Here is a 19,296-nt window from a genome sequence, read left to right as displayed (position 1 = left end):
CATGCCAGACCTGCTTGACCACTACCCGCACGCCGCGGGTAGCTATCACGAGATGCTCGACCCTGCCGGGGCGGTGAGGCCCCACTGGCGGCGCCTGTACGAGCACCTGCGGCGCAGCACGCCGGCCCAATTGGGGCAGCGCCAAGACATGCTCAACCGGCAGATCCACGAGAACGGCGTGACCTATAACGTGTACGCCGACCCCAAGGGCGCAGACCGCCCCTGGGAGCTGGACCTGCTGCCCAACCTGATCGGGCCCGCCGAATGGCAATACCTGGAGGCCGGCATCGCCCAGCGCGCCCGGCTGCTCAATGCCGTGCTGGCCGATATCTACGGCCCGCAAACGCTGATGCACGAGGGGCTGTTGCCGACTGAACTGGTGTACGGCCACAACAACTTCCTGTGGCCGTGCCAGGGCATTCGGCCTCCGGCAAGCACTTTCCTGCACCTCTATGCCGTGGACTTGGCGCGCAGCCCGGACGGCCGTTGGTGGGTCACCGCCGACCGCACCCAGGCCCCCTCCGGCGCCGGTTATGCGCTGGAAAACCGAATGATCGTGTCCCGCGCCTTCCCGGACCTGTACCGCGACATGCAGGCACGGCACCTGGCGGGCTTTTTCCGCACCCTGCAAGAAACCCTCGCGCGGCTCGCCCCCGACGCCAGCGAAACGCCACTGGTGGTGGTGCTGACCCCGGGGCGCTTCAACGAGAGTTATTTCGAGCATCTATACCTGGCTCGCCAATTGGGCTACCCGCTGGTGGAGGGCACCGACCTCACGGTGCGCGATGCCACGGTTTACCTCAAGACCTTGAGCGGCCTGCGCCGAGTGCACGCGATACTGCGCCGGCTCGATGACGACTTCTGCGACCCGCTGGAGCTGCGCACCGATTCCGCGCTGGGTGTGCCAGGCCTGCTGCAGGCGGTCCGCGAAGGCCGGGTGCTGGTGGCGAACGCCTTGGGCAGCGGAGTGCTGGAGTCCCCAGGCCTGCTGGGCTTCCTGCCGGCGATCAACGAGCATTTGTTCGGTGAAAAGCTGTTGTTGCCGTCTATCGCTACTTGGTGGTGCGGTGAGCCGCCGGTCCTGGCCGATGCCCTGGAGCGCATGGCTGAACTGGTGTTCAAGCCGGCATTTCCCTCGCAAAGCTTTGGCCCGGTGTTCGGCCGTGACCTCGACGCCGCGCAGCGCTGTGCCCTGGCGGAGCGGATTCGAACGCGCCCCTACGCTTATGTGGGCCAGGCCATCGCACAGTTGTCCCAGGCGCCGGTGTGGCACGGGCCGAGCCAAGGCCTGCAGCCGCGCGCTATCGGCATGCGCATGTATGCAGTGGCTGAAGCACCGGCCACGGTGGTCGGCACGGCAGTGGGTTACCGGGTGTTGCCCGGCGGCCTGACCCGGGTGGCTGCGCACGCGGACGCGCAGGTCATCGCGATGCAGCGCGGCGGCGCCAGCAAAGACACCTGGATCCTTGGCGAGCCGGCGCCGAGCGCCGAGCAATGGCGTGCCCAGCGCGCACTCGGCGTTCAGGACGTGGTGCGCCAGGACCCTTACCTGCCCTCGCGGGTGGTCGAGAACCTGTTCTGGTTCGGCCGTTACTGTGAGCGTTGCGATGACAGCGCCAGGCTGCTGCGCATCATCCTCGCCCGGCAGGTGGAAGGCGACGACGCCCAGGCCCTGCACGCCGCAGTGGCGCTGGCGCAGTCGCTCAATGTGATGCCCGAGGAAGGCGACCTCGAAGCCCGCCTGCTGACCGCGCTGGTCGCCGAAGACTGGGCCTTCAGCCTGCGCAACAACCTGCAGCGGTTGCAGTGGGCGGCATCCCAGGTGCGGGGCAAGCTTTCTCGGGAAAACTGGCACGCGCTGGTCGAACTACAGCGTGAGTCGGCCAGGCTCGACGCGGTTGGGCCGGACCTGGGGGAAGCGCTGGACCTGCTCAACGGTTTGGTCGTCTCGCTTGCAGCGCTGTCCGGTTTCGCCCTGGACGACATGACCCGTGATGAGGGCTGGCGCTTTCTGATGATCGGCCGGCGCCTGGAACGCTTGCAGTTCCTGTGCGTGAGCCTTGCCGCCTGCCTGCGTAGCGAGCAGGTGTTCGAACACGCGGCGCTGGAGTGGCTGCTCGAGCTGGCCAACAGCAGCATCACTTATCGCTCCCGCTACTTGGCCGAGGCTCAGTTGATTCCAGTGCTCGATTTGCTGCTGCTGGACCCGCAAAACCCCCATGCGGTGCTGTTCCAGCTCAAGCAGGTGGCGCGCTCGCTGCGCCGCCTGCATGACGACCTGCGCATCCCGCGCGACCCGTGCTTCACCGGGCTGATCGAGCGCCTCACCGCGTTCGACCTGGGCGCGCTGGAGTACTCGCTGTTCGGCGTTGGCAGCGTGCGCGCCGTGCTCAGTGGCCTGGCGGGCTTGCTCGACGACATCGGCGCTGCCAGCGCCACGGTGTCTGACCGCCTTGCCTTGCGTCACTTCGCCCACGTGGATGACATCAGCCAGCGCACGGTGTCGGTATGAGCGGCGCACGCTACCGGGTATTGCATGACACCCATTACGGCTACGATGCCCCAGTCTCGCTGGCCAAGCAGCTGGCGCACCTGTGGCCCCGGCCTTGTGCCTGGCAGCTATGCCGCAGCCAGGCGCTGGAGATCACCCCGGCACCGACCCAGCGCATCGACGAGCACGATGTGTTCGGCAACCCGTTGACCCGGTTAGCGTTCGAGCGGCCTCATGACGCTTTGACGGTCAAGGCTAAACTGGAAGTGGAAGTGCTGCCGCGGCCGGTGGCGGATATCGCCGGGTCAGCGCCTTGGGAAAGCGCCCGCGACAGCCTGTGCTATAGCGGCCAGCCGATGCCTCGCGACCTGCTCAAGGCCTGCCGCTTTCGCTTCGAGTCACCCTATGTACGGCTGAAAAAGCATTTCGTGGCCTTTGCCGATAGCTGCTTCGCCCCGGGCCGGCCATTGCTCGAATGCGTTACCGCGCTGATGGGCAAGATCTTCCGCGAATTCACCTACGACGCCAGTGCCACCCATGTGGCCACGCCCCTGCTGGAGGTGCTGGAACGTCGCCGGGGCGTGTGCCAGGACTTCGCCCACTTGATGATCGCTTGCCTGCGTTCGCGCGGGCTGGCGGCCCGGTATGTAAGTGGCTACCTGCTGACCGAGCCGCCCCCGGGGCAACCCCGGCTGATCGGCGCCGACGCTTCGCACGCTTGGGTGGCCGTGTATTGCCCGGTCAACGGCTGGGTGGAATTCGACCCTACCAACGACCTGCGCCCGGGCTTGGGCCACGTGACCCTGGCATGGGGGCGGGATTTCTCTGATGTGTCGCCTCTTCGCGGGGTCATTCTCGGCGGCGGCAGCCATGACCCGGAGGTGCGGGTTACAGTGCTGCCGCTGCCCGCGTCGTGATCAGCGCAGGAGGTCGTCAGCCGGCTCGGTGCCGCTGGCGCCACAGGCGTAGGCCGCAAGCAGGCTGCGCAGGATGCTGTTGAAGTTCATGGTGGTTCTCCTCAAGTGTTGAGAAGGCTACGCCCGGCGGGCAAGATGGGCCCGTTGATCTTTTCCATGGGCGCGATAGACGAAGCGTTGGCCCATCACTCGGAGTGAATGCATGTTGCTCAAAGCCCTAGCTGCAAGTTTGCTTGGCCTGGTTGCGGCGCCCGCGCTGGCGGCGCAATGCCAGGCGACCATCGACTCCACGGACCAGATGACCTTCGACCAGAAGGCCATCGAGGTCAGCAAGAGCTGCAAGGCGTTCACCCTCACCCTGACCCATTCGGGTACCCTGCCGGCACAAGTCATGGGCCATAACTGGGTGCTGAGCAAGGAGGGCGACATGCGCGAGGTCGCCAGTGACGGCATGAGCGCCGGGCAGGCAAGCGATTACCTTAAGCCTGGGGATACGCGAGTGATCGCCCACACCAAGCTGATAGGCGCGGGTGAGCAAGACAGCGTCACCTTCGACGCCTCAGCCCTGGACCCTGCCACGGCCTATGCGTTCTTCTGCACCTTTCCGGGGCATATCGCAATGATGCAAGGGGCGATCAAATTGGTGGATTGAGGCACCGGTTCGCAGGCCTCGCACGCTTCCGGTTGCGCAATCCCAGGGGGCAGGCAACAGCTTGCGAGCCCTGGGCGCCAACGGCCGGCCCTACTACACCACCTTGAACACATGCCGCAGGTAGGACGCAAAGTTCGGGTCCCGGCATTGGGTCTTGGCAGCCTCGTCGGAAATCTTCGCCACCGGCTGACCATTGCAGCTGGTCATCTTCAGCACCATGCTCATGGGCGCCACACCGTTGATGTCGCACGTCAGGTTGGTGCCAATGCCGAAGCTGACATTGATACGTCCACGCAGCGCCCGGTACAGGTTCAAGGCCCTGGGCAAGTCCAGGCCATCGGAGAACACCAAGGTCTTGGTCATGGGGTCGATGCCCAGTTTGCGGTAGTGGGCGATGGCTTTTTCTGCCCAGGCCACGGGGTCGCCTGAGTCGTGGCGCAGGCCATCGAATAGTTTGGCGAAGAACAGATCGAAGTCGCGCAGGAAGGCATCCATGGTGATGGTATCGGTCAGTGCAATGCCCAGCAGGCCGCGGTATTCGCGGACCCAACAGTCCAGCGCGGCGATCTGGCTGTCGATCAGCCGAGGCCCAAGCTGCTGGTGGGCCATCACCCATTCGTGCGCCATGGTCCCCAGCGGTTTGAGGTCATATTTACGCGCCAGGTACACGTTGCTGGTGCCCACGAACCGACCAGGGAATTCAGCCTTGAGCAGGCGAACCACTTCATCTTGCACGCCGTAAGAGAACCGCCGACGCGTGCCGAAATCCGCGACCTGCAAACCTGCCAGCTCATCCACCGAGGCGTTGGCGACCAGCCAGTCGAACTTGCGATAGAGCTGATCTCGGGCCTGCTGCAGCGTTACTTGCGGGTTAAGGTTACGGTTGCGCACCTCGCTGACCATCGCCAACAGCGGCACCTCGAACAGAATGACGTGCAGCCAGGGGCCATGAAGCCGGATGTACAGCTCGTCGTTCTCTATGCCCAGCTGCACGTAGCGCAGGTTGAAACGGAACAACCCGAGAAAGCGCAGGAAATCTGGCTTCATGAAGTTGATGTTTTCGAGGAATGCGCTTTCGTCGTCGCTCAGGCCGAGCTCGCAGAGCCGTTCCAATTCTTCACGCAGGTAAGGCAGCCAAGGGCGCAGGTCCTCACCGTTGCGGCAGCGGAACTCCCACTCCACGTCTGTGTTGGGGTAATTGTGCAGCACCGCCTGCATCATCGAGAGCTTGTACAGGTCGGTGTCCAGCACAGATTGGATAACGCGGGTGCCAAACGGCGAATCGATCATCAGGGGCTCCAGGGCTATCGACGGCGTTCAGACAACAGGTCGAGCGAAAAGTAAGCCGGCTCGGCTGCCATAGGGTGCGCTTCTTGGCGCACTCCTGTTTCGACGGGGAACAACCGCTAACCTGACGTTGGATCGGGCGCTCGTGCCACACCTTAGATGGTGCGCGCCGTAGCGCACGCGCACTCAAACTGTGCAGTTCCGTTACGCTAGTTGTTACGTACAGGTTGCCCTGGCTTGCAGGTCTTGGTTGCTCCTTCGCCCTCATAGTGGTTGCACTTTATCTGTAACATGGTGCTACTAAGGTTGGGATAGACGGTTGCACGTCCCGTTAGGCCGCCCCCCGAGCCTTAGCCTGTGGGCTTATGTTTACGCCGTTTAGCGTAGCGAAAAGGTGATGGCACGACGCTTGCTCAGAGCATGACGCTGAAGTCGTTGTGCCAACTAAAAAAAGCTCAGGAGCACCACCTCATGTCGCAGACGTTTTACAAGAAAGGCTTTCTGGCCCTTGCAGTCGCCACCGCAATGGGCGTTGCGTCTTATGCTCAGGCTGATGTCAAGATCGCCGTCGCTGGCCCCATGACCGGTGCGAATGCTTCGTTCGGCCAACAGTTCGTGAAAGGCGCTGAGGCCGCGGCCGCGGCGATCAACGCGGCGGGCGGTATCAACGGTGAGAAGATCGTGCTGGTTCAGGGCGACGATGCGTGCGAGCCCAAGCAGGCGGTGGCGGTGGCGAACAAGTTGGTCGACCAGGACAAGGTCATCGCCGTGGTAGGTCACTTCTGCTCCTCCTCGACCATTCCTGCTTCTGAGGTTTATGCCGACGCTGGCGTCCTGGCGATCACCCCGGCGTCCACCAATCCGACCGTGACCGAGCGCGGTTTGGCGACCATGCTGCGCATGTGTGGCCGTGACGACCAGCAAGGGATCGTCGCGGGTAACTATATCGTCGACGTGTTGAAGGCCAAGAAAGTAGCGGTCATCAACGACAAGGACACCTATGGCAAGGGCCTGGCGGATGCTACGTCCAAACAGCTGAAGTCCCGTGGCGTGACCCCCGTGCTGGAAGAAGGCCTGACCCGCGGCGAGAAAGACTTTAGCGCCTTGGTGACCAAGATTCGCGGCACCGGCGCCGAAGTCGTGTTCTTCGGCGGCCTGCACCCAGAAGCAGGTCCCCTGGTACGTCAACTGCGCGAGCAGGGCCTGAAGGATGTGAAATTCGTGTCCGATGACGGCATCGTCACCGACGAACTGGTCACCACCGCTGGCGGCCCTCAATACGTAGACGGCGTCTACATGACCTTCGGTGCAGACCCACGCTTGATCGCCGACTCCAAGGCTGTGGTGGACGAGTTCCGCAAATCGGGCTACGAGCCGGAAGGCTATACGCTGTATGCCTACGCCTCGCTGCAAGCCATCGCCGCAGGCTTCAACGGCGCCAAGTCCAACAAGGGTGAAGACGCGGCCAAGTGGCTTAAAGCCAACTCGGTGAAGACCGTCATGGGTGAGAAGGCCTGGGATACCAAGGGCGACCTGAAGGTTTCCGACTACGTCGTGTACCAGTGGGGTTCCGACGGCAAGTACAAGCAACTCGAAAAACAAAAATAAGCCTGACGGCGGGGCGTTCCGGTGATCGTGCCGGCACGCCCCGTTCGTGCTTTACCCTGCCTCGCAACATTGCCACTGCAACACTCCAGCCGTTCGGCTGGGCAGGTGCAATGGCGCCCCAACACGTTCACGAGAGTGCATGATGGACGGTATTTTCCTGCAGCAAATGGTCAACGGGCTGACCCTGGGGTCGGTCTACGGGCTGATAGCCATCGGTTACACGATGGTCTACGGCATCATTGGCATGATCAACTTCGCCCACGGCGACGTGTACATGGTGTCTTGTTATCTTTCCGCCATCGGCCTGGCGGTACTGTCCTTCTTCGGCATCGAATCCTTTCCGTTCCTGATACTCGGCACCTTGATCTTCAGCATCGTGGTGACCGGCGTATACGGGTTCGTGATCGAACGGGTGGCCTACAAGCCACTGCGTAACTCCACCCGCCTGGCGCCGTTGATCAGCGCCATCGGTATTTCGCTGATCCTGCAAAACTACGTGCAGATCAGCCAGGGCTCTCGCCAGCAGGGCGTACCGACCTTGCTCGAAGGCGGCTGGCGCTTCGACGTGGGCACAGGCTTTGTGCAGCTGAGCTACACCAAGCTGTTCATCATCGTGGCGGCCTTCGTCGGCATGGGCGTGCTGACCTACATCATCAAATACACCAAGCTTGGCCGCATGTGCCGCGCGACTCAGCAAGACCGCAAGATGGCTTCGATCCTGGGCATCAACACCGATCGGGTCATTTCCTATGTGTTCGTGATCGGTGCATCCATGGCCGCGCTGGCCGGTGTACTGGTGACCATGAACTACGGCACCTTCGACTTCTATGCAGGCTTCATCATCGGCATCAAGGCCTTCACTGCGGCAGTGCTTGGCGGCATTGGCTCGCTGCCGGGCGCCATGCTCGGCGGGTTGATCCTGGGCGTTGCCGAATCCCAGTTCTCCGGCCTGGTGAACTCCGACTACAAGGATGTATTCAGCTTCGGCCTGCTGGTGCTGATTCTGATCTTCCGTCCCCAAGGCCTGCTGGGTCGCCCACTTGTGGCGAAGGTGTAACCATGTCTCCTGCGAACAACAAACCTGTAAACCTGAAGAAGAGCGTTATCGACGCGATCGTCGCTGGCCTGCTGGCGCTGATCGTGTTTGGCCCGATCGTGGGCATCGTGCTCGATGGCTACGGCTTCAACCTGCAGCCCGCGCGCACCGCCGTGCTCATCACCGTGGTCATGGCGGGGCGCTTCCTGCTCAGCCTGTTCCTGCAAACCCCCAAGGGCCTGCGCATTCTCCAGGGCTTCGAGGGCGGCGGCAGCGGTGTGCATGTGCTGGCGCCAGACTACAAGTCTCGGCTGCGCTGGATCATCCCGCTGCTGATCGTGATCGCCCTGGTGTTCCCAGTGTTCGCCAACAAGTACATGTTGACGGTCGTGATCCTCGGCTTGATCTACGTGCTGCTGGGCCTGGGCCTGAACATCGTGGTGGGGCTGGCCGGCCTGCTCGACCTGGGCTATGTAGCCTTCTATGCCATTGGCGCCTATGGCTTGGCGTTGGGCTATCAGTACCTGGGCCTTGGCTTCTGGTCGGCGCTGCCGCTGGCAGCGATAGCCGCGGCACTGGCGGGTTGCATCCTGGGCTTCCCGGTGCTGCGCATGCATGGCGACTATCTGGCCATCGTGACCCTGGGCTTCGGGGAAATCATCCGCCTGGTGCTCAATAACTGGCTGGATTTCACCGGCGGGCCAAACGGCGTACCCGTGCCGTCGCCGACCATTTTCGGCCTTGAATTCGGACGCCGGGCCAAGGATGGGGGGGTGCCTATCCATGAGTTCTTCGGCTTCGATTACAACCCCGACCTCAAATTCCTGTTCATCTACGGCGTGCTGTTCATCGTGGTCATGCTGGTGCTGTACATCAAGCACCGGCTTACCCGCATGCCAGTGGGCAGGGCCTGGGAAGCGTTGCGCGAGGACGAGATCGCTTGCCGCGCCATGGGCCTCAACCATGTACTGGTCAAACTGTCGGCGTTCACGCTGGGTGCATCCACCGCGGGCCTGGCAGGTGTGTTCTTCGCCAGCTACCAGGGCTTCGTCAATCCTACGTCCTTCACGTTCTTCGAGTCCGCGCTGATCCTGGCGATCGTGGTGCTCGGTGGCATGGGCTCCACCGTGGGGGTGGTCATCGCCGCCTTCGTGCTGACGGTGGCGCCGGAGTTGCTGCGCAGCTTCTCCGAATACCGGGTATTGCTGTTCGGCATTCTTATGGTGTTGATGATGATCTGGCGGCCGCGCGGGCTTATCCGCATCAGCCGCACCGGGGTGACCCCGCGTAAAGGAGTGGCGCCATGAGCGACGATATCATTCTGTCCGTCGAGCACTTGATGATGCAGTTCGGCGGCATCAAGGCGTTGAGCGACGTCAACCTGCAGGTCAAGCGCAACTCTATCTTTGCCCTGATTGGCCCTAACGGCGCCGGCAAGACCACGGTGTTCAACTGCCTTACCGGCTTCTACCGGGCCAGCGGCGGGCGCATCCAGCTCAATGCCCGCCATGGCAGCGTGGAAGTGATCAAACTGCTCGGCGAGCCGTTCAAGGCCACGGATTTCGTTTCGCCGCGGCGCTTCTTCAGCCGGCTGTACTACAAAATGTTCGGCGGCACCCACTTGGTCAACCGCGCCGGCCTGGCGCGTACCTTCCAGAACATTCGTCTGTTCAAGGAAATGTCGGTGGTGGAAAACCTGCTGGTAGCCCAGCACATGTGGGTGAACCGCAACATGCTCGCCGGCATCCTCAACACCCCTGGCTATCGCAAGGCTGAGGAGCGTGCCCTGGCCACCGCTTTCTATTGGCTGGAAGTGGTCGACCTGGTGGACTGCGCCAACCGGCTGGCCGGCGAGCTCTCCTATGGCCAGCAACGGCGGCTGGAGATTGCCCGGGCCATGTGTACGCGGCCGCAGGTGATTTGCCTGGACGAGCCCGCCGCCGGCCTCAACCCTCAGGAAACCGAAGCGCTCAGTGGCATGATCCGCCACTTGCGCGACCACCACGACATGACGGTGGTGTTGATCGAGCACGATATGGGCATGGTGATGAGTATTTCCGACGACATCGTGGTGCTGGACCACGGCAACGTGATCGCCATGGGCAAGCCCGAACAGATCCGTAACGACCCGAAAGTCATTGCCGCTTACCTGGGCGCGGACGAGGAGGAGCTGGTATGACTGCGCCTATCCTCGACGTCAAGGCCATCGATGTCTATTACGGCCCTATCCATGCGCTCAAGCAGGTTTCCTTGCACATCAACCCGGGTGAGACGGTCAGCCTGATCGGCTCCAACGGTGCGGGCAAGTCCACCCTGTTGATGTCCATTTTCGGCCAGCCAAGGGTGGCCAGCGGCCAGATCCTTTACCAAGGTACGGACATCAGCCAGAAGTCGTCCCACTACATCGCGTCCAACGGGATTGCCCAGTCGCCGGAAGGGCGGCGGGTGTTCCCGGACATGTCTGTGGAAGAAAACCTGATGATGGGGACCATCCCCATTGGCGACAAGCATTCGGGCGAAGACATGCAGCGGATGTTCGAGCTGTTCCCGCGGCTCAAGGAGCGGCGCAACCAGCGGGCAATGACCATGTCGGGCGGGGAGCAGCAGATGCTGGCCATTGCCCGAGCGCTGATGAGCCGACCCAAGCTGCTGCTGCTCGATGAGCCCTCGCTAGGCCTTGCCCCTATCGTGGTCAAGCAGATCTTCTCAACCCTGCGCGAGTTGGCTCAATCGGGCATGACGATCTTCTTGGTGGAGCAGAACGCAAACCATGCGCTCAGGCTTTCGGACCGTGCCTACGTAATGGTCAATGGGCAGATTCGCATGAGCGGCACGGGCCAGGAGCTGCTTGCCAACGACGATGTACGCAACGCTTACCTTGGCGGCCATTGACAATCCCAGTGCATTTCCCCTTTGCCCGGCAAATGTGGAAAACATTTTCCGGGCACCTTCGGAATGCGACTTCAGGTCGCATTCCGACTTTACTTATCCCCAACTGTTCTTAGCCCCAAATTCAGTGGACCAGCCTGTGAATAACCTGCTGGCATAACGCTATGCGCTTTGTGCTTCGTGGGCTCCAGGGGTTTGACTATTAATTGATCATGGTCACCTGTTCCCAGGTGCTATCAGGATGTCAAGCCTTGACAGGAGGGGGCGCGCCGAGTAAGTGGCCTGTGGATAAGTCTGTGTGAAACCCTTGGAAAGCTACCCTTGAACAGCCCTGGAGCACGGCTCGCACCCACTGGGCCGGGCCGTCTGGATTGCCGCTGAACGGTCCGCGTCGGGAAAAACACAGCGCCGGAGATTGTACCGGCCAGGCGCCACGGGCATGCTGACGCTCGAACCCACCACTGGCAGCCTTGGCCGCCACAACGAGGAGCACCCGATGACCTCCACCGTGTTTATCACTGGCGCTACGTCCGGCTTTGGCGAGGCTTGCGCACGGCGCTTTGCCCAGGCTGGCTGGTCGCTGATCATCACCGGGCGCCGCGAGGACCGCCTGCAGGCGCTCGCCGAGGAATTGTCCGCCCAGGTAGATGTGCTGCCGCTGACGGTGGACGTACGCGACCGCAAGGCCATGGAAGCGGCGATCGCAGGCCTGCCTGAACGTTTCGCCACCCTCACTGCATTGGTGAACAATGCCGGGCTGGCCCTGGGGGCGGACCCTGCGCCCCAATGCGACCTCGACGATTGGGACACCATGGTCGACACCAACATCAAAGGCCTGATCTACACCACCCGGCTGCTGCTGCCACGGTTGATTGCCCATGGCAGGGGAGCGGGTATCGTCAACCTGGGTTCGGTCGCTGGCAGCTATCCCTATCCTGGTAGCCACGTGTACGGCGGCACCAAGGCGTTCGTGAAGCAGTTCTCGCTGAGCCTGCGCTGCGACCTGCAGAACACTGGGGTGCGGGTCACCGACCTCGAGCCAGGCATGTGCGAGAGCGAGTTTTCATTGGTCCGCTTCGGTGGTGATCAGGCGCGCTATGACGCCACTTATGCCGGCGTGGAGCCGATTCAACCACATGACATCGCCGACACTATCTTCTGGATTCTCACTCAGCCGGCCCACATCAACATCAACCGGCTGGAGCTGATGCCGGTCAATCAATCGTGGGCGGGCTTTGCCGTGAATCGGCAGCAGAAGGGCTGAACGCCGCGGCCAAGGCTTCGAAGCAGGTGTAGAGGTGATAAGGGGTAGTGGACGGCATGTCTTGCCGGCTCACTGCCCCAGCCGCGTCACGGCATTCGAACCATCCTTCGGCGCGCAGGAACTGCGCCCGCAGCTGTTGCAGCCCCGCCATCAGGGCGCTCGCGCGTTCCGGTAGCAGGCTCAAGGCGCGCAGGTACTCCGCCTGAGCCCATATCCGGCGGGTGCCGTCGAGCAGGTTGCCGTCTGCGGTCAAGGTGGCGCACACCGCGCCATCGCGCAGGCCTTGCGCTTCGGAACGCGCCAGGGCCAAGCGCATACCTGCCGTCAGCGGGTGCGCCGCCAGGCGCGGCGAAGACGCCAGCAGGTAAAACCACTCGAACTGATGCCCGGGCTCGTACCAGTTGCCCGCGCTGGCGCATGGCATTTCCAGCAGCACCTGATGTTCGGCATCGAAGAAGTGCTGCCGCATGCCGTCGCACAGTGCCTGCAGCGCGCCTTCGGTAGCTGCGTCCGGGCGCGAATCCAAGGCAGCAAGGAAGGCCTCGGCCAGGTGCATCAGAGGATTTTGCAACGGCCCTTGGCCCAAGCTGGCCCAGTTACCGTCCAGGCAGGCGGTGTATAGCCCGTCGCCAATAGCGAAGCGCTGTATTGCCTGCAGCGCGTCATCCAGGCTAGCGGCCGCGGCTGGCGCCCGGCGCAAATAATGAGCGCAGGCGAACAGGATGAACGCGTGGGTGTACAGGTCCTTGCGGGTATCGAGCGGCGCGCCCAGGGCATCGACGCTGTAGAACCAGCCGCCATGCTCCGGGTCGGCGAAATGGCGGTTCAGCGAAGCGAACAACGCCGCGGCGCGCTCGGCGGCACCGGGGCGATCCCCCAGCGAGGTGAACACGAACAGTTGCCTGGCACAGGCCATGGCCCGATAGCGCTGCACCGGCAACGGCTGTTGGGCAGCATCCAGTGCCTCATAAGGCAAGCCGAGCGCGGCATTCCACCCCGGGCCCTCCCAAAGTGGCACGATGCCTTGGAGAAAGTGCTGCCACACCGTGGCGAAGGTTTCGGCAAGTTGGGAGGGCAGGGAGGCAGGCATGGACGGCTTCATGGGGCGGTAAATGCGCGCCACTCTAGCAGAAAACCACGCATCCTTCGCCGGGGCCATGCCCAGGTTCGCGGGCCGGGCAGGTGCTGGTAGGAGATTCTATGGTGCCCGCACACGCTAACGCGTAGCAGCGCGGCTTGCTGAAGACAGGCGCTACACGGCGCTGCGTTTGATCGCGGCAAGCCCGGCTGCTACAGGTAACGCGCCAAGCTTGCTTACGACGGCCTTCACTTAAGCGATACGGCCCGGTCCCACAGGTTGTGGTTGTGGCGTCCAAGCTCGCACAAGATGGCGCGAGCCTTCGAACCTGGCCTTGGCGCCTTGAATCACACCGCCAACAGATACCCACCGGCAATGGCCGCGCCGAGGCCGGCGAGGCGTACCAGGGGCGCCGCCGCCCTGGGCATCCAGCGCGCCAAGGCGAAGCCTGCGCCATGCAGCAGAGCGGTCGCGCCAATAAACCCGAGGGCGTAGGTCCAGGCGCTGGCCATGGCGGGGAGTTCCAAGCCATGTGCCAGCCCATGGCATAGGGCAAACCCGGCCGTGGCGAGCATCGCCAACGGCAGCGGCGGGCGGATCGCCAGCGCGACGGCCAGGCCCAGAGCGAGCACCGAGGCTGCGATGCCGCTTTCAAGCCCAGGCAGGCTCACACCGGCGAAGCCCAGCACGCCGCCGAGCAGCATGGCGGCCAGGAAGGTGCATGGCAGGGCCCAGCGGCCACGGCCCTGTTGCTGGGCGGCCCACAATCCCACCGCGACCATGGCTAACAAGTGGTCCAGCCCGCTCAAAGGGTGGCTTGCACCTGCCAGTACACCATCGCCATGGCCTGGGTGCGCCGAGGCCAGTGCTGGGAGAAGCAGCAGGGCGACGGTAGTGAACACATGCTTGCGGGTCATAGAGGCTTCCTTGGGTTCAGGCTGCGCTGAGCAGGCCTTGGCGTTCGATAAAGGCAATGATCTGTTCCAGACCCTGGCCGGTTTTCTGGTTGCTGAACACGAAAGGCTTTTCACCACGCATCTTGCGGGTGTCGCGATCCATGCTTTCCAGCGATGCGCCGACTTGCTCGGCAAGGTCGATCTTGTTGATCACCAGCAGGTCGGACTTGCAAATGCCGGGGCCGCCCTTGCGGGGCAGCTTGTCCCCGGCGGACACGTCGATCACATAAAGGGTTAGGTCCGACAACTCCGGGCTGAAGGTGGCGGACAGGTTATCGCCGCCCGATTCCACCAAGATCAGGTCCAGGCCGGGGAAGCGCCGGTTGAGCTGGTCCACGGCCTCGAGGTTGATCGAGGCGTCCTCGCGAATGGCTGTGTGCGGGCAGCCGCCGGTTTCTACCCCGATGATCCGCTCCGGCGCCAGGGCCTCGTTGCGCACCAGGAAATCAGCGTCTTCGCGGGTGTAAATGTCATTGGTGACCACGGCCAGGTTGTAGCGCTCGCGCAGCGCCAGGCAGAGGGCCAGGGTAAGCGCGGTTTTGCCGGAGCCGACAGGGCCGCCGATACCGACGCGTAGGGGTTGGCTGTTCATAGGTTCTCCTAGGATCGAAACAGGCGGCTGTATTGGCGTTCATGGGCCATGCTGGCCAATGCCAGGCCGAAGGGGGCACTGCCGAGGTGAGCGGGGTCCAGCGCGCAGCTGGCGCGGTGGGCTTGCTCGAGCGCGGGCAGCAGTTCGCTGGTTAACTGCTGGGCCGCTTGCTGGCCCAGCGGTAACGTTTTCATCAGCACCGCAAGCTGGTTTTCCAGCCAGCTCCACAACCAAGCGGCCAGCGCGTCGCCGGGGCTGATCCCCCAGGCCCGCGCCGCCAATGCCCAACCCAGGGCCAGGTGGGGCTCCTCGTGGTCTTGCAGAAAGCCGCGAGCGGCTTGGTCAAGCTCGGTCAGGCCTAACAGCAGCTGCTTGAGCGAGTAGCCCATCTGCCGGCTCTCCTGGTGCAGCTCGCGGGTTTCCCGGCTTGCGCGGTGTTGCTCACAGCGCAGGCGCAGCGCGGCCCAATCGTTCGCCATGGCCAGCGTGCAATGGGCGAGCAGCAGAGGCGCTTCGAAGCGCGGCAAGTTGAGTTCCAGCTGGTCGCGCAGCCAAGCGGCGGCGCTGGCTCGGCATTTCACCCAGCCTGCTTCCACCGCCATCTCCAGCCCTTGCGAATAGCTGTAACCGCCGATAGGTAGCTGCGGGCTGGCAATGCGTAGTAACGCCCAGGCGCGATTCACCGCGCAGTGCCGAATTGATGTAGGCGCGGTGCGTAATTGAAGCCTTCCTCGCCTTGGTGCGAGTGGTGGTGACCGCCGCCATAAGCGCCGTGCTCTGGCTGAAACGGCGCTTCAAGCGCCTCGACGGTCGCGCCGAGCTGCTCGAGCATGGCCAGCAGTACGTGGTCGTCCAGCAGGCGCAACCAGCCGTCACCGATCTGCAAGGCCACATGGCGGTTGCCCAAGTGATAGGCCGCGCGGTTCAGCTCCAGCGCATTGGCGCAGGTGACTTGCAGCAGCCGCTCAGGGCGTGCGCAAACCCGCACCACGCGGCCGTCCTCAGCCTGAAGGCAGTCCCCGTCATGAAGCGGGGGCTGGCCACGCTCCAGAAATAGCCCGACGTCTTCACCGTCGGCTGCAAAGCAGCGCAGCCGGCTTTTGCTGCGGGCATCGAAATTCAAATGGATTTCAGCGGCCCAGATGGCCTGAGGGGCAATACGGCGGTGGATCACAAGCATGTTCAAGCTTCCAGCGGGACCGGTACCCAAGCTTAGAGCAAGTGCCTTGCCAAGCAGGAAAGAATGCCAAACCAGAAGGGGAGCAGAAATACGAGAGGCCGCCAGGGGGCGCTTGCTGGGTAACGTTGGTGCGTTGCTAGCTGCCGTGCACCTTTGTAGTGCTTGCCGTTTCAGTGAATAGAGCAAGCCCGCTGGAATAAGCCGGGCTTTAAAGGTCGGTCATGGTCTGATCTCAAACTACGGCGGTCAGGCTACGGTCGGCACCATCTTGGGCCACGCTGTTCAAGCCACGGTCGGCACCGTCCTGGGCCACGCTGTTCAGGCCACGGTCGGCACCGTCCTGGGTCACGCTGTTCAGGCCGCGGTCAGCGCCGTCTTGGGCCACGCTGTTCAGGCCACGATCGGCACCATCTTGGGCCACGCTGTTCAGGCCACGGTCGGCACCGTCTTGAGCCACGCTGTTCAGGTCACGGTCGGCACCGTCCTGGGCCACGCTGTTCAGGCCACGGTCGGCACCGTCTTGGGCCACGCTGTTCAAGCCGCGGTCAGCGCCGTCTTGGGCGACTCGGTCGAGTGTACGTTCGGCATTGTCCCGGGCGACCTCAACGCTGTGATGGATGAACACGGCTGCGGTGGGCTTGGCCTGGGCGGCTAGGTCTTGTTCGGAAACAGGCAGAGCGAAGGCGCTGACGGTAACAAGGGAAAGGGCGGCGGCGAGGATTTGGCTTTTCATGATGGTGGCTCCAAATTGGCTGAGAAGTTGTTTACGGGGCCAATGCTACGCCGCGCCTCGGCTGGCGGAAGTCGATCGTGGGAATGTTAACAATTGATCAGATTGATGCTTTAGAAGTCTTTTTAAATCAGCCACCTACAGCAATTTTTAACCCTGAGGAACGTGTTTGGAAACCTGCTCCGGCGCGATGGCTCGAACCAGCGCCGCCTCGCTGTAGTCACACCCAAGACCATCAATAGCGCGTTTATGCCCGGGGATGGCCGCTGTAAGGAGAGACCGAAATGTCGCGCCCGCTTCGTATCACTGCCTGGATCGCCGCTATTTTTGCGGCGCTGATCCTCGCCCTCGTGGTGTTCATCGCCACCTTCGACTGGAACCGGGTAAAGCCGACCCTCAACGAAAAAGTGTCCGCGGCCCTGCACCGCCCCTTTGCGATCAACGGCAACCTTGCCGTGGCCTGGGCCCGGCAGCGCGACGAGGGCGGTTGGCGAGCCTGGGTGCCATGGCCGGTGTTTAGCGCCGAAGACATCACCCTAGGCAACCCGCAGTGGTCCGAGCAACCGCGCATGGCTGGCCTCAAGCGGATCGAGTTTCGCTTGTCTCCGCTGCCATTGCTGGCGCAGCGGATAGTGATCCCACGCATCGACCTCACCGAGCCAAGCGCCGACCTGCAACGGCTCAAGGACGGCCGCGCCAACTGGAACTTCGACCTCGGGCCGAAGGATGACAAAGCCGAGCCGTCGAGCTGGGTGCTGGACATCGGTGCCATCGGGTTCGACAAGGGGCAGGTGAATTTCAACGATGCCACCCTCGATGCTCAGGTACGGGTCTTGATCGACCCGTTGGGCAAGCCAATTCCGTTCAAGGCCTTGGCCGGCCAGAGCGAGGCGGCCAAGGCACTGGATAAACAGGGTAACGATACCCAGGACTACGCCTTCGGCCTGAAGGCGGATGGGCGCTATAAAGGCCTGCCAGTGCGTGGCGAAGGCAAGATTGGCGGCTTGCTGGCTCTGCAGGACGCTGCCCGGCCGTTCCCGGTACAGGTTGACCTGACCGCGGGCGATACCCGCGCTGCGGCGGTGGGCACCCTGACGGACCCGCGCAACCTCGGCGCGCTGGACCTGCACCTGAAGCTCTCCGGTACCAGCTTGGGCAACCTTTACCCGCTGACCGGCGTAACCCTGCCGGATTCGCCGCCCTATAGCACCGACGGCCACCTGGTTGCGCGCCTGCACGAGCCCAGCGGCGCCACCTTCCATTACGAAGGCTTCAACGGCCGCATTGGCGATAGCGATATCCATGGCGACCTGGCCTTCGCTGCAAGCCAGCCACGGCCGAAGCTGACCGGCAAGCTGGTGTCCAACCAATTGCTGTTCGCCGACCTGGCGCCATTGATCGGCGCGGATTCCAATGCGGAACAAAAGGCCCGCGGCGGTGCAAGCCAGCAGCCAGAGGGCAAGGTGCTGCCGGTGGAAGCCTTCCGCACGGATCGCTGGCGAGCCATGGACGCCGACGTGGAATTTGCCGGCAAGCGCATCGTCAAGAGCGAGAGCCTGCCGGTGTCTGACCTCAACACGCATGTGGTGCTCGATGACGGCCGTTTGAGCCTGAATCCGCTGCGGTTCGGCGTGGCTGGCGGCCAATTGAATTCGCAAATAAACCTCAATGGCCAGGCCGCGCCGTTGCAGGGCCAGGTCAAGCTGAGCGCGCGCGGGTTCAAGCTCAAACAACTGTTTCCGACCTTCGAGCCTATGCGCACCAGTTTCGGTGAATTGAACGGGGACGCCCAGTTCTCCGGCACTGGCAACTCGGTGGCCGCCCTGCTGGGCTCGTCCAACGGCAGCTTGAAGATGCTGGTCAATGACGGTGCGGTCAGCCGCGACCTGATGGAAATTGCCGGCCTTAACGTGGGCAACTATGTGATGGGCAAAATCTTTGGCGACCGGGAGGTGAAGATCAACTGCGCCGCCGCAGACATTGGCATCAAGGATGGCCTGGCCAGCACCAACCTGTTTGTGTTCGATACCGAGAACGCGGCCATCTACATCGACGGCGACGCTAACTTCAAAACCGAACGAATGGACTTCAAGGTCACGCCTGAATCCAAGGGCCTGCGTTTGCTGTCGCTGCGCTCGCCATTGTACGTGCGGGGCACCTTCGCCAAGCCCAACGCGGGCGTGCAAACCGTGCCGCTGTTACTGCGCGGCGCCGGTATGGTCGCGCTTGGTGCGGTGGTTGCCCCGGCGGCCGGCCTGCTGGCGCTGGTGGCGCCGAGCGGTGAAGAGCCCAACCAGTGCCGTCCGCTGCTCGAACAGATGCAGCAAGGCAAGGTGCCGAAGACGGTCCAGTAGCAGCCGAGCTTGCTCGCGAGAGGGCTTGGCAGTGTGTAAGGCCGGATGCGGTAGCAGCCGAGCCTGTTTGGGGGAGGGCTTAGCACTGTGTAGCGCCCGGACGCTGTAGCAGCCGAGCTTGCTCGCGAAAGGGCTTAGCACCGTGTAAAGCCCAGTCGCCGGCAAGCCGCGCTGCTACGGATGTAAGGCGCGCCTAAATGAGCTGTCGAGGTCCAGGCCAAAAAAAAACCAGGCAAGCGCCTGGTTTACGAGCTACGACGGG

General features: G+C 63.0%; 17 protein-coding genes. 10 read left to right on the top strand and 7 right to left on the bottom strand.

What is annotated here, in order from left to right; all coding sequences use genetic code 11:
* Position 1 precedes the first annotated feature (1 nt).
* The 3 genes from OGL93_RS06220 (at position 2) to azu (ending at position 4,060) form a co-directional block, all read left to right on the top strand.
* Positions 2-2,512 carry a circularly permuted type 2 ATP-grasp protein gene (locus OGL93_RS06220; protein WP_263261564.1) on the top strand — a complete coding sequence of 837 codons (2,511 nt, stop codon included), beginning with the start codon at positions 2-4 and terminating at the stop codon, positions 2,510-2,512.
* Positions 2,509-3,408 carry a transglutaminase family protein gene (locus tag OGL93_RS06215; RefSeq protein WP_263261563.1) on the top strand — a complete coding sequence of 300 codons (900 nt, stop codon included), beginning with the start codon at positions 2,509-2,511 and terminating at the stop codon, positions 3,406-3,408. The genes OGL93_RS06220 and OGL93_RS06215 overlap by 4 nt, the downstream gene beginning before the upstream one ends.
* 202 nt (positions 3,409-3,610) lie before the next feature.
* Complete coding sequence (gene azu, locus OGL93_RS06210; protein ID WP_263261561.1) at positions 3,611-4,060, top strand: azurin; 450 nt, start codon at positions 3,611-3,613, stop codon at positions 4,058-4,060.
* A 93-nt stretch (positions 4,061-4,153) separates the two neighbouring features.
* Here the strand turns inward: azu and pncB are convergent, their stop codons facing one another.
* On the bottom strand, positions 4,154-5,350 hold the full coding sequence (pncB, locus tag OGL93_RS06205) for a nicotinate phosphoribosyltransferase (RefSeq protein WP_263261560.1): 1,197 nt from the start codon (positions 5,348-5,350) through the stop codon (positions 4,154-4,156).
* 468 nt (positions 5,351-5,818) lie between these two features.
* Here pncB and OGL93_RS06200 point away from each other — a divergent pair, with 468 nt between their 5' ends.
* The 6 genes from OGL93_RS06200 to OGL93_RS06175 all read left to right on the top strand — a co-directional run bounded on the left by OGL93_RS06200 (position 5,819) and on the right by OGL93_RS06175 (position 12,144).
* A complete protein-coding gene (locus OGL93_RS06200; RefSeq protein ID WP_263261559.1) occupies positions 5,819-6,955 on the top strand; it encodes a branched-chain amino acid ABC transporter substrate-binding protein in 1,137 nt (378 codons plus the stop codon).
* 142 nt (positions 6,956-7,097) lie between these two features.
* On the top strand, positions 7,098-8,012 hold the full coding sequence (locus tag OGL93_RS06195) for a branched-chain amino acid ABC transporter permease LivH (RefSeq protein ID WP_263261946.1): 915 nt from the start codon (positions 7,098-7,100) through the stop codon (positions 8,010-8,012).
* 2 nt (positions 8,013-8,014) lie between these two features.
* A complete protein-coding gene (gene livM, locus OGL93_RS06190) occupies positions 8,015-9,298 on the top strand; it encodes a high-affinity branched-chain amino acid ABC transporter permease LivM (protein WP_263261558.1) in 1,284 nt (427 codons plus the stop codon).
* Positions 9,295-10,170 carry an ATP-binding cassette domain-containing protein gene (locus OGL93_RS06185; RefSeq protein WP_263261557.1) on the top strand — a complete coding sequence of 292 codons (876 nt, stop codon included), beginning with the start codon at positions 9,295-9,297 and terminating at the stop codon, positions 10,168-10,170. The genes livM and OGL93_RS06185 overlap by 4 nt, the downstream gene beginning before the upstream one ends.
* On the top strand, positions 10,167-10,883 hold the full coding sequence (locus tag OGL93_RS06180; RefSeq protein ID WP_263261556.1) for an ABC transporter ATP-binding protein: 717 nt from the start codon (positions 10,167-10,169) through the stop codon (positions 10,881-10,883). Before OGL93_RS06185 ends, OGL93_RS06180 begins: the two co-directional genes overlap by 4 nt.
* A gap of 493 nt (positions 10,884-11,376) precedes the next feature.
* Positions 11,377-12,144, top strand: coding sequence for an SDR family oxidoreductase (locus tag OGL93_RS06175; protein ID WP_263261945.1), 768 nt, complete (start codon positions 11,377-11,379; stop codon positions 12,142-12,144).
* Here the strand turns inward: OGL93_RS06175 and OGL93_RS06170 are convergent.
* From OGL93_RS06170 to OGL93_RS06145, 6 genes are all read right to left on the bottom strand, one after another.
* Positions 12,095-13,234, bottom strand: coding sequence for an AGE family epimerase/isomerase (locus OGL93_RS06170; RefSeq protein WP_263261554.1), 1,140 nt, complete (start codon positions 13,232-13,234; stop codon positions 12,095-12,097). The two genes, OGL93_RS06175 and OGL93_RS06170, sit on opposite strands and share 50 nt — an antisense overlap.
* A gap of 335 nt (positions 13,235-13,569) precedes the next feature.
* The gene (locus tag OGL93_RS06165) at positions 13,570-14,139 is read right to left on the bottom strand and encodes a HupE/UreJ family protein (RefSeq protein WP_263261553.1); all 570 of its coding nucleotides are present in this window, start codon (positions 14,137-14,139) and stop codon (positions 13,570-13,572) included.
* A gap of 16 nt (positions 14,140-14,155) precedes the next feature.
* Positions 14,156-14,770 (bottom strand): urease accessory protein UreG, encoded by a 615-nt coding sequence (gene ureG, locus OGL93_RS06160; protein ID WP_263261551.1) that lies wholly within the window; start codon positions 14,768-14,770, stop codon positions 14,156-14,158.
* 8 nt (positions 14,771-14,778) lie between these two features.
* Positions 14,779-15,453, bottom strand: a complete 675-nt coding sequence (locus tag OGL93_RS06155) for an urease accessory UreF family protein (protein ID WP_263261550.1) — start codon at positions 15,451-15,453, stop codon at positions 14,779-14,781.
* The gene (ureE, locus tag OGL93_RS06150) at positions 15,450-15,950 is read right to left on the bottom strand and encodes an urease accessory protein UreE (RefSeq protein ID WP_263261549.1); all 501 of its coding nucleotides are present in this window, start codon (positions 15,948-15,950) and stop codon (positions 15,450-15,452) included. Before ureE ends, OGL93_RS06155 begins: the two co-directional genes overlap by 4 nt.
* Positions 15,951-16,182: 232 nt before the next feature.
* Positions 16,183-16,683 (bottom strand): hypothetical protein, encoded by a 501-nt coding sequence (locus OGL93_RS06145; protein ID WP_263261547.1) that lies wholly within the window; start codon positions 16,681-16,683, stop codon positions 16,183-16,185.
* A gap of 281 nt (positions 16,684-16,964) precedes the next feature.
* Here OGL93_RS06145 and OGL93_RS06140 point away from each other — a divergent pair, with 281 nt between their 5' ends.
* Entirely contained in the window at positions 16,965-19,034 is a 2,070-nt protein-coding gene (locus OGL93_RS06140) for an AsmA family protein (protein WP_263261546.1), read from the top strand.
* Positions 19,035-19,296: the final 262 nt, after the last annotated feature.

The organism is Pseudomonas sp. RIT-PI-S (genome assembly GCF_025642975.1).
In the GTDB taxonomy this organism is placed as follows: Bacteria; Pseudomonadota; Gammaproteobacteria; order Pseudomonadales; family Pseudomonadaceae; genus Aquipseudomonas.
The sequence above is the reverse complement of the archived record's forward strand: the minus strand, read 5'-3'. Positions and strand labels throughout refer to the sequence as shown.

Bases quoted from the DNA above. Each gene is read 5' to 3' on its own strand.
- OGL93_RS06220 (WP_263261564.1), top strand. From the start codon at position 2: ATGCCAGACCTGCTTGACCACTACCCGCACGCCGCGGGTAGCTATCAC.
- OGL93_RS06215 (WP_263261563.1), top strand. From the start codon at position 2,509: ATGAGCGGCGCACGCTACCGGGTATTGCATGACACCCATTACGGCTAC.
- azu (WP_263261561.1), top strand. From the start codon at position 3,611: ATGTTGCTCAAAGCCCTAGCTGCAAGTTTGCTTGGCCTGGTTGCGGCG.
- pncB (WP_263261560.1), bottom strand. From the start codon at position 5,350: ATGATCGATTCGCCGTTTGGCACCCGCGTTATCCAATCTGTGCTGGAC.
- OGL93_RS06200 (WP_263261559.1), top strand. From the start codon at position 5,819: ATGTCGCAGACGTTTTACAAGAAAGGCTTTCTGGCCCTTGCAGTCGCC.
- OGL93_RS06195 (WP_263261946.1), top strand. From the start codon at position 7,098: ATGGACGGTATTTTCCTGCAGCAAATGGTCAACGGGCTGACCCTGGGG.
- livM (WP_263261558.1), top strand. From the start codon at position 8,015: ATGTCTCCTGCGAACAACAAACCTGTAAACCTGAAGAAGAGCGTTATC.
- OGL93_RS06185 (WP_263261557.1), top strand. From the start codon at position 9,295: ATGAGCGACGATATCATTCTGTCCGTCGAGCACTTGATGATGCAGTTC.
- OGL93_RS06180 (WP_263261556.1), top strand. From the start codon at position 10,167: ATGACTGCGCCTATCCTCGACGTCAAGGCCATCGATGTCTATTACGGC.
- OGL93_RS06175 (WP_263261945.1), top strand. From the start codon at position 11,377: ATGACCTCCACCGTGTTTATCACTGGCGCTACGTCCGGCTTTGGCGAG.
- OGL93_RS06170 (WP_263261554.1), bottom strand. From the start codon at position 13,234: ATGCCTGCCTCCCTGCCCTCCCAACTTGCCGAAACCTTCGCCACGGTG.
- OGL93_RS06165 (WP_263261553.1), bottom strand. From the start codon at position 14,139: ATGACCCGCAAGCATGTGTTCACTACCGTCGCCCTGCTGCTTCTCCCA.
- ureG (WP_263261551.1), bottom strand. From the start codon at position 14,770: ATGAACAGCCAACCCCTACGCGTCGGTATCGGCGGCCCTGTCGGCTCC.
- ureE (WP_263261549.1), bottom strand. From the start codon at position 15,950: ATGCTTGTGATCCACCGCCGTATTGCCCCTCAGGCCATCTGGGCCGCT.
- OGL93_RS06145 (WP_263261547.1), bottom strand. From the start codon at position 16,683: ATGAAAAGCCAAATCCTCGCCGCCGCCCTTTCCCTTGTTACCGTCAGC.
- OGL93_RS06140 (WP_263261546.1), top strand. From the start codon at position 16,965: ATGTCGCGCCCGCTTCGTATCACTGCCTGGATCGCCGCTATTTTTGCG.